The sequence below is a fragment of the Kaarinaea lacus genome, from assembly GCF_975902315.1.
This window is the reverse complement of the sequence record NZ_CDLKIE010000372.1, coordinates 1-3,499: the sequence shown is the minus strand read 5'-3', so window position 1 is coordinate 3,499 and position 3,499 is coordinate 1. Positions and strand designations below refer to the sequence as shown.

At 46.1% G+C, this 3,499-nt stretch carries 4 protein-coding genes and 1 pseudogene; 4 read left to right on the top strand and 1 reads right to left on the bottom strand.

Translation table 11 applies throughout. From position 1 onward, the window contains the following. The 4 genes and pseudogenes from gspL to ACWVCM_RS12055 form a co-directional block, all read left to right on the top strand. Nucleotides 1–1,349 (top strand): type II secretion system protein GspL (gene gspL, locus ACWVCM_RS12070; RefSeq protein WP_455202004.1); only part of this gene is annotated, 1,349 nt, incomplete at its 5' end. Then, nucleotides 1,346–1,840: a type II secretion system protein GspM gene (gspM, locus tag ACWVCM_RS12065; RefSeq protein WP_455202003.1), complete on the top strand. Its 495-nt coding sequence runs from the start codon at nt 1,346–1,348 to the stop codon at nt 1,838–1,840. The genes gspL and gspM, both read left to right, overlap by 4 nt. A 57-nt stretch (nt 1,841–1,897) precedes the next feature. Beyond that, entirely contained in the window at nt 1,898–2,683 is a 786-nt protein-coding gene (locus ACWVCM_RS12060) for a type II secretion system protein N (protein ID WP_455202002.1), read from the top strand. A 185-nt stretch (nt 2,684–2,868) separates the two neighbouring features. Beyond that, nucleotides 2,869–3,300, top strand: a pseudogene (locus ACWVCM_RS12055) (isocitrate/isopropylmalate family dehydrogenase); the annotation flags it as partial. Here ACWVCM_RS12055 and ACWVCM_RS12050 read toward each other — a convergent pair. Then, nucleotides 3,273–3,499, bottom strand: a 227-nt coding sequence (locus tag ACWVCM_RS12050) for a hypothetical protein (protein WP_455202001.1), incomplete at its 5' end; no start/stop codon positions are given. The pseudogene ACWVCM_RS12055 and the gene ACWVCM_RS12050 overlap by 28 nt on opposite strands.

Below are 3,499 nucleotides of genomic sequence, written 5' to 3'. Positions count from 1 at the left end.
GTGATCCAAGCCTGTTCGGTACTATGCCGGATGAAGTGTACTGGTTTGTGCAGGAGCAGGGTCAAAACGCCGGCCCGGTTTACCATGGTGATTTAAAAACGGCAGCCAATCACGCCCTGGGTTGTCGTGTTGTGGTGTTTGTTTCAGGTGTCGAAGTAGTGCTTACCGATGTAGCACTACCCAGTATGAATAAACAAAAACTGCTGAAGGCAATTCCTTTTGCACTGGAAGAACAATTGGCCAGTGACGTAGAAGACAATCACTTTGCCGCGGGAGATCGTCAGGCTGCCGATAGTGTGAATGTTGCTATTGTTGAGCGTAAAATTATTGAGATGTGGTTGCAGGGTCTGAATGATGTGGGAATTCAGCCCGACGTGTTGACTACCGAAGTGCTTGGCGTTCCCTACGCTGAAAATACCTGGACCTTGCTATTAAAAAGTGCGGATAAACAATCCAAATCCAAAGCAATTTTACGCAACAACTTACAGGCTGGCATCGCACTGGATGTGGCCAATGTGGTTCCATTATTACGCAGTATGCTGGAGTCAACTGCCGAAGGCCAGGGGCCTGAAAAACTGAATGTTGTTGTGTGTGACGCAGGCAGTGTTGAATCTGATTCAGTGCCCGATAGCTTGCAACAAAACCCCTCTGCCTCCATGTCTGACGAACAGCAAGCGATTGCGTCCCAGTTGCAGGCACTCGGCGACCAGTTGGAAGTAGATGTCGAAGTCAATAAAGCGGAACAGTCTTTTCTCATTTATCTGGCACAGCAGTTTGAAGAATTAAAATCCATAAACCTGCTCCAGGGTGATTACAGTCGCCGTGAGCGACTGGAAAAAATGTTTCGTCCCTGGTTTCCAGCTGCAGGTATTGCAGCTGCGTGGCTGTTGATGCAAATCGGATTAATGATATTTGATTATCAAAAGCTGGCGGCCAGGGATCTTGAACTGCGCTCGCAAATTTCGAAAGTCTACCGAGACGCATTTCCTGAATCCAAAAACATTGTCGATCCTAAACGGCAAATGGAACAAAAACTGGGGGAACTACGCAAACAAACCAATCAGTCAACCGACATGTTTGTATTGTTGGCCAAGGCGGGTGACGTATTAAGCGATACAGATACGCTGCTCATTCGTACCTTGCGTTTCAAGGAGGAGACACTGGATCTGGATTTTGAGATTTCAGATTTACAATCACTGGATGAGTTAAAAATTCGTTTGATTAATGAGACTGATCTGGATGTTAATATTCAGTCAGCGTCATCGAAGAAAGGTAAGGTGGAAAGTCGTATGCAATTGAAAGCAGGTGCCAGTTCCGGGAATGCGCAAGCAGCGCGAGGTGATGCATGAAAGAATGGTATGACGGTTTAGACCCCAGGGAGCGACGCATATTAATTGCAGGCGCGGCAGTGCTCATCATTGCCTTGCTATATTTGTTGGCGTGGGAACCATTGGTTAAAAAAATTAGTACCCTGGAAAAAACGAATCAGGAAAACCAGGCGTTACTGGTGTGGATGGAACAGTCTGCTGCAGAAGCGCAACAATTACAGGCAAAGCTAAAAGCCAGCGGGCCATCCGGGCGTTCCAAGGGGCAGTCGCTACTAGGGACGATTGATAGAACCGCAAAGACAAGTAAGCTGGACAAATCAGTGAAACGTGTACAGCCTGATGGACAGACCAAGGCACGTGTATGGCTGGAAAATGTATCGTTCGATAGCATGGTAAACTGGCTGGAAAAGTTACAGCGCCAACAAGGGATACGTATTGTAAACACTGTTATCGAAAAGCAGGATGATCCTGGTCTGGTTAATGCGCGCCTGGTGCTGGAAGGTGCGGCGTAAGTAACGTAAGAAATAATTGCAGCTATAAACAATAAAATTAACGTCTAATTAAAGATTATGTCGCCCGCTATTAAATCATCAATTAAATATACCTTCATTGGCCTGGTTGCTTATACCGTCTTTCTGTTCACCACAATGCCGGCAGGTTTTGCCTATAGCTACTGGAAGCAGTCTTTTGGCGGCGACAAAGTGCCGGTGACGCTCAATGATATTGAAGGTAGTGTCTGGTCTGCCCGGGTAGAGAAAGCGACAATCAAGGGGCAACAGTTTAATGCCTTAACCTGGAATATTAACGTTCTTACCTTGCTTTTGGGTATCATGGAAATGGATGTGGAATTCAAGGTTGCCGATGGTTATGGTAAAGGAACCGTGGGTTACAGTTTTTTTGGTGGCTCATATTTCAATAATGTAGAAGCCTGGTTACCTCTGAGCGAAATCGAACGTCTGGTAAATCTAAGTACATTTAAACCTGGCGGTGCGCTGGATATTAAAATGAGTAATGTAAAGCTGGATGACAACGTTGTGGTTTCAGCAAGAGGTGATGTTGCCTGGCACGGTGCCGAGATGACGATGTTGAAACCACTGGTGTTAGGAGATCTGGATATTGCATTTGAGCCCAACGAGGGTGGTGTAAAAGCTGTATTGAGCGATCAGGGTGGGCCGTTAAAAGCTGACGGCATTCTGCAATTAAATCCTGACAAGAGTTATGAATTTAACGGTGAATTTGGCACACGTGGCGATCAAAAAGATCTGCATGCAGCACTTACCACCATGGGACGTTTTAACCGTGACGGTAAGGTAAAAGTATCCCTCAAGGGTAATCTGGAACAATTTGGTTTCTAATAGCTGTATAAATTAACAAGCTTTATATTGCGACCCTGGCTTAATCTGTCCTAACGCCTCGTTGTATCTCTTCGACGCACCTGAATATTTCCTGACTTCCCCGGAAAATGCTAAAATAACGCCTTTATCCAGCGTTCATTTGTCGCGATCTTGTTCGCGTAATCTATATAGTCACAGGAGTTTCTATGGCCTTTGATAAAATCGTTGTGCCTTCTGATGGTGCAAAAATTGAGGTTAATTCGGACAATTCGTTGAATGTGCCGGATCGTCCCATTATCCCTTTTATAGAAGGCGATGGAATCGGGGTGGATGTCACGCCCGCGATGCGTAAAGTCATCGATGCCGCCGTAGACAAGGCCTCCAACGGCAAAAAAAGTATTGCCTGGATGGAGGTCTATGCGGGTGAAAAAGCCACAAAAGTTTATGGCAGCGATGTCTGGTTACCTGGTGAAACGCTGGAAGCGGTGCGCGATTATGTGGTTTCCATTAAAGGCCCGCTGACAACCCCGGTGGGTGGTGGTATTCGCTCCCTGAATGTGGCGCTCAGGCAGCAGCTGGATTTATATGTGTGCATGAGGCCGGTTCGTTACTACGATGGCACCCCAAGCCCTCTGAAATAGGCCTCAGCTTTGAGGAAACCCATTTCAGCCGCAGTAAGAATGATCTCGGGAATATCAACGTTATCGCGGATCAGGTAATAATTAAAGGGCGAGAGAGGCCTATACTTTATAACATATGAATATTTAAATTGATTATGTTCAATCTCCGTCTCCTTGTATATGTTCCCTGTACACAGGGCCTCCTTCTTTCTCATTC

Bases quoted from the DNA above. Each gene is read 5' to 3' on its own strand.
- ACWVCM_RS12060 (WP_455202002.1), top strand. From the start codon at position 1,898: ATGTCGCCCGCTATTAAATCATCAATTAAATATACCTTCATTGGCCTG.
- gspM (WP_455202003.1), top strand. From the start codon at position 1,346: ATGAAAGAATGGTATGACGGTTTAGACCCCAGGGAGCGACGCATATTA.